Consider the following 5,105-nt stretch of genomic DNA (forward strand, 5'->3'; position numbering starts at 1 on the left):
CTGCGCCCGGCCTTCACCAGCTCAACCATTTGTGCCCGGAATTCCGACGGGTACGGGGTACGATGCTTGCCCATTTCGGCACCTCCTCTTCAAAAGGATAGGCGTCCGTTTTCGCGGGTCAACTTCAGGGCAAAGGATTAGCGACGTATCCAGGAAGACCCGGCTGAGTCTTCCGACTGTGAGCAAGTACAAGGACCTGATAGAAAGGGGCGGACCTGAGGCCGTTGCGCGCCTTCGTATTCACGGGAATGTCCCGCGACTGGATGACGCTTCGCAAAGCTGGCTCGTTAGCGCGATCAAGCACTCACCTGGGCTTCACGGCTATCCAGGGCCGACCTGGACCATAAGCCAGTTGCGCGAATTGATCTTTCGGCGTTTGGGAGTGCAGTTTTCAGCTTCGCATGTTGCCCACATTGTTCGGGGTTATGGCCTCGCATACCGACTCACCTATTCAACTTCAGAAAATCCGCTGCGTGCGGCCGCCCAGAAGTCGCAAAGCGACGTCTATGCCGCGCGCCGAAAGGTTGCTGCGAAAATGTTGCTGGATGGGGACACTGTCGAGCGCGTCTCGAAAGCGCTCAACATCAGCTTGCGCACCGTTACAAAATACAGATCAATGGTCGTTGCTGATGGAGTTAAGGCTGTTGAACAGCTCAAGTCATCCGGGCGTAAGGCTACACTTGGCCCCGAAGCGCTTGAATGGTTACGGGCGACGTTGGAGCGCAGTCCCATGGCCCATGGCTATGAAACCGAACTCTGGAGAAACGGGGATGTTCAAAAGCTAATCAAGGAGAAGTTCGACGTTTACCATTCCGGTGGACACGTGAGAACCGTCGTCGGGAAACTCGGACTGGAGCACCGGATGCGACTACCGAAGCAGCGCACGGAGAAGAAGCGCCTGACGATCAATGAGGAAACACTGGCATGGGTTGCCGCGGCGCTCAGGCAGTCGCCTCGAACACACGGCATAGAGGCTGATCACTGGACAAACGCGCGTTTGCGCAGGGCGCTTCATCAGCGGGTGGGCGTCGATTATTCGCGCGGATATATCTGGGAAATTGCCACCCGTGCCGGGGTGGCAGACCTGCTGACAAGACGCCGTAGCTGATCAGGTCATTCTGGCCCTGGCTGCCTCATCGTGTGAGTCCGATGCAGCAGCGTGGAGTCGCTGCAAGGCATCGCGAACAGCGAGCAGCTCGTTTCTTAAGCCGGTGGCAGAAACAGCGTCGATCATGTCGATGCATGCGGCCATGGGATGAGAACATCCTTCATCGATGACACGGCAGGCTTCGTAACGCTCAGCCGCAGATTTTGCCTGTGTGTTGTCCGTCGGCCAGTCTCCTTCGCATGAGCAGCACAGGTTGATCTTGACGCTTCATTATGGGCCGGGACCTTCTAACGGGAATGCTTGCGTTGGTGGCGAAGCGGCACACCCAGATTAGCCGCTGCGCTATGTTGCTTTGCAGCGGCAACATTGGGCGCGTTGACCACCGCCGCATCGACCGTCTCTTTTGCCGCAAGTCAGGCCCTGCGCCTTTTGATCGTCGCACAATTGTCCTACGATGAAATAATTGAGGTGCCACAGTTGGCTCGCCGAACGACGACAAGGAGCGACATGCCATGCACGCTGATCCTGTGGAATACAAGGCATCGACGATCATGCCTCTCTCCCCGGTTTCCATCCCAGGCTACGCAGCAACGGCGATAGTCACGCACCGGAACGGCAAACGCGAAACATTTGGCATTCTTGGTTACTTCGCATCCGAGAGCGCGGCATGCCGGTTTGCCGTTGAATACGCAAAAGCCCATATCGATGGCCGGCGACGCCCGAGGCCGCCATTTTCCCTGCGGTAAGTCGGCACGGCGGTTGGTGCCGTCAAAGTCCGCGACGCCGGATGGCCCGCGCGAACGCCGGAGAGATTCCGGATGCATGAAAAAAGCCGCAGACATTGCTGCGGCATGAACACACACGCCGCGCACGGGGCGCTGACGTTGGTTCCATCCTACACATCCTTGTTTCCGAAGCAATCAGGTATCTCGTCTGAATATTTGCGAGAGGCCGCGTTGCCGTGACTGTCGTGGAGCGGACCTGTGTCATCGGTGACGCAGGCGTTGCGAAATGGCTGCAGCGCCGGTCGTCCGGCATCAGGATCATGTATCCAGACGTTCATCTGGCCGGGGCCTTCGCCGCTATATCGTCCTGCCTCGTCGATAAACCAGCCTCCGTGCTGGCGACGCTATCGTCGCGCGCGTCGATCCACTCAATTGCCCATTGCCGCGCGACCTCGATCGCCTCGTCTTCGTTTTCGAACCAGGCAAGATTGCGCTCGATGTGCATTTCAGTGTCCGCATCATCGTCAGGCGACGCCCGGATGATCCGCGCATGTGCGAAGAACTGTCCAAGCGAAAATTCCGGGGTTGCGTCAATGACCCAACCCCGGTACTCGTACTTCATGATTGCCTCCGATACCTGGCCAATCGGGATTCGAACAGACAAAGCATGGATTCATCAGGCGGTATTCGCTAAACCTCCAGGGGTGAATTGCCGGCGTCGGGGCCGGCGAACAGGCAGCACGTTATCTTCGGGCCACAATACTGTTATAGATCCGCGCCAGTGCTTCTGCACATCGGCAATTAAAAGATGCCCTTCCAGGCAGACGGGGCGGCAGCGTCCATGCAATCCAGCCGGAACACGGTCCCTTGGGGGCGGCAGGCAACGCATCTCCAACGAGACATTCGTGAGCGTAGTAGAGGGCCCGGTTTAGCACGAAGGCGCTGAGTGACTGATCGTCAGCGAGCGTCTGCTATCGAGAAAACCGGCGGTCCCTTGTGGGTCGCGTGCTCCGATCGCCGACAGGCAACGGCCGCCATGAAAAGACTGTCGGAGGCACAGTCGCGAATGACCGCCTGGTCGTCTATTGAAGACCGCTGCAGCGCAATCGTGGGCGAGCGAACCCAGTGCGCGCGGGGCACTCCGTGATGCAGATACGTGAAGCGCTGGGGCGGGAGCAGGGAGGACGATTCATCCAACATGGGATGACCCTATCGTAAAGGTTGCCTTCGCCGGTGGTTCGGAGAATCCTGAATCCGTCACTGCAGCAGACCTGCTCATGGCCCATCCTTTGCAAGACGCAACGGGTCTGCGGCGCTCAGTTACCATGTGATGCTGCAGCCGACGACGGGAAGTTACCCCTGGCGGCAAGTACCCGATTTCGCCCTGTGCTTTTTGCCTCATACAGCGCCTTGTCGGCAGCCAGTATCAGCTCTGTAGGCTCGCCCGCGCCTCGAATCGGGATCCGCGCGTCGACACCTGCACTTATCGTGACGAAGCCAGTCGGGTTGCCCGAATGTTCAATTTCCAGGCCACGAATGGCGCTACGGATAGTGTCCGCGATTGCTACGGCATGAGCTACATCCGTATTCGGAAGTAGCACTGCAATCTCCTCTCCACCATAGCGGGCGACAAGGTCTCCCGGACGTCCGGCTGTCAGATCCCTGATGAGATGGCTAATTGTTCGCAGGCAGTCATCGCCCGCTGCATGCCCATAGATGTCATTGTATTGCTTGAAGCAATCGACATCCAGCATGATCAGTGCAAGTGTGCTCGCCTGACGGGTGGCGCGACTGAATTCGTTATGCAATGCGACATCGAATTGGCGGCGATTCGCGAGCCCCGTCAGGCCGTCCTGCATTGCAAGTCGTTCAAGGGTCCGATTGAGTGTTTCAAGGGAGGCGTGCGTCTTTGTCAGCTCCGCTTCGGCAGTCGTTCGCAATTCGATCTGCCGGATCAGATGCCAGCCGAACAGGCCCACCACAATTACAAGGCAAAGCACGCCGGCGGAATGCCAGATCGTGTCGCGCCACCACTCATGCAAAATCTCATCCTTGGACAACGCAGCGGCTACAAAGACCGGATAGTGCGGGAGGCTACGATAACTGTTCAGCCGCGTGACGTCATCCTGCGCTGACCTGATGAAAGCCGTTCCGACCGGACCTCGCGTCGTGTAATAGCGGTACAACTCGGTTCCCCGCATGTTTTTGCCGATCACTTTTACGTCGAACGGTCGACGAATCAGCATCACGCCGCTATTCAGGACGAGGGCAACGGCGCCCGCGCTGCCAATCTGAAGGCTATTGTAGAAGGCCTTAAAAAATTCAATATCGACCGTTGCCAACACAACGCCGCCGAAACTGCCATCCGGTTTATTGATTCTTCTTGAAACGGGAATCACCCACTTTCCACTCGATCTGCTTATTACCGGGACACCAATGTGCGGACCAGGATCAGCGTTGTCTCGATGAAAGATGAAATATTCACGATCCGAGTTATTGAATCGATTGAGTGGGGTCGATGTGGAATTGGCGATCCAGATTCCTTTTTCGTCGTAGACAAAAAGGCCGGCAAGCTGGGGAAGCGCCTCTTGACGCATCACGAGAACATTGTGCAATCGTTTAAGAGCCGCCGGGCCGGTCCCGTCGTACTGCACGCGCTCAACAATGCCCAGCAACGCGGTGTCTGCCTCCTTGAATGTGTCGTCGGCCTGCTGAGCCATTGCCTGTGAGAGATTCCCCGTGGCGACGTCCATTTCGCCCAGCTCGACTGCCCGTGCGGTCCAACTTCGCCAGCCATCAAGCACAACGAGCGACAGGCAAACGATCACCACAAAGGTTATCGCGCGCCAGATGATGGACGGTTTATTCAAAATCAAACTACTCTCCGTAAACAGCTTGAAAGCGCTTGGCGGTGAGGTATTTTCTGCCGGGAAAGTCGCCATAATCGCAAACGCATAGCGAGTATATCGGCATCCAGGCGTACATCTTGACGTCCGCTCGCGTGCGAGAGGTCTTGAGCCCGCGTCGCGAGTTCGCCACCAGACACAGGCAAGCACGCGGGCATGCACATTATTCGGACGTATCGCATTGGCGCAGAGGCTTAAATCGACTGTTCTTGCGCGGTTGCCGCGAACCGGTTGGTCGCGGGGCTCTGGTGCAAATAGCGAAGGCGACTCGGTTAAAGTGTCAGGCTGACCGATTTGAGAGCCGACGATGAGCAAGCTCAAGAGTATGGAGGATCTGTTCGCAGGGCGTCACTTTGAGCGCAATGT

General features: G+C 57.4%; 3 protein-coding genes. 1 reads left to right on the forward strand and 2 read right to left on the reverse strand.

The genetic code is table 11. The features are described from left to right. The first annotated feature begins 178 nt into the window (after positions 1-178). Positions 179-1,108: a helix-turn-helix domain-containing protein gene (locus tag GNZ12_RS12795; protein ID WP_172310676.1), complete on the forward strand. Its 930-nt coding sequence runs from the start codon at positions 179-181 to the stop codon at positions 1,106-1,108. Between the two features lie 1,059 nt (positions 1,109-2,167). Here the strand turns inward: GNZ12_RS12795 and GNZ12_RS12800 are convergent. Together GNZ12_RS12800 and GNZ12_RS12805 are read right to left on the reverse strand one after the other, a co-directional pair. Next, positions 2,168-2,455 carry a hypothetical protein gene (locus tag GNZ12_RS12800; RefSeq protein WP_172310677.1) on the reverse strand — a complete coding sequence of 96 codons (288 nt, stop codon included), beginning with the start codon at positions 2,453-2,455 and terminating at the stop codon, positions 2,168-2,170. 694 nt (positions 2,456-3,149) lie between these two features. Next, positions 3,150-4,775, reverse strand: coding sequence for a sensor domain-containing diguanylate cyclase (locus tag GNZ12_RS12805; RefSeq protein ID WP_172310678.1), 1,626 nt, complete (start codon positions 4,773-4,775; stop codon positions 3,150-3,152). Positions 4,776-5,105: the final 330 nt, after the last annotated feature.

This window comes from Paraburkholderia solitsugae, from assembly GCF_013177695.1.
Taxonomy (GTDB): Bacteria; Pseudomonadota; Gammaproteobacteria; order Burkholderiales; family Burkholderiaceae; genus Paraburkholderia; species Paraburkholderia solitsugae.

Bases quoted from the DNA above. Each gene is read 5' to 3' on its own strand.
- GNZ12_RS12800 (WP_172310677.1), bottom strand. From the start codon at position 2,455: ATGAAGTACGAGTACCGGGGTTGGGTCATTGACGCAACCCCGGAATTT.
- GNZ12_RS12805 (WP_172310678.1), bottom strand. From the start codon at position 4,775: ATGGCGACTTTCCCGGCAGAAAATACCTCACCGCCAAGCGCTTTCAAG.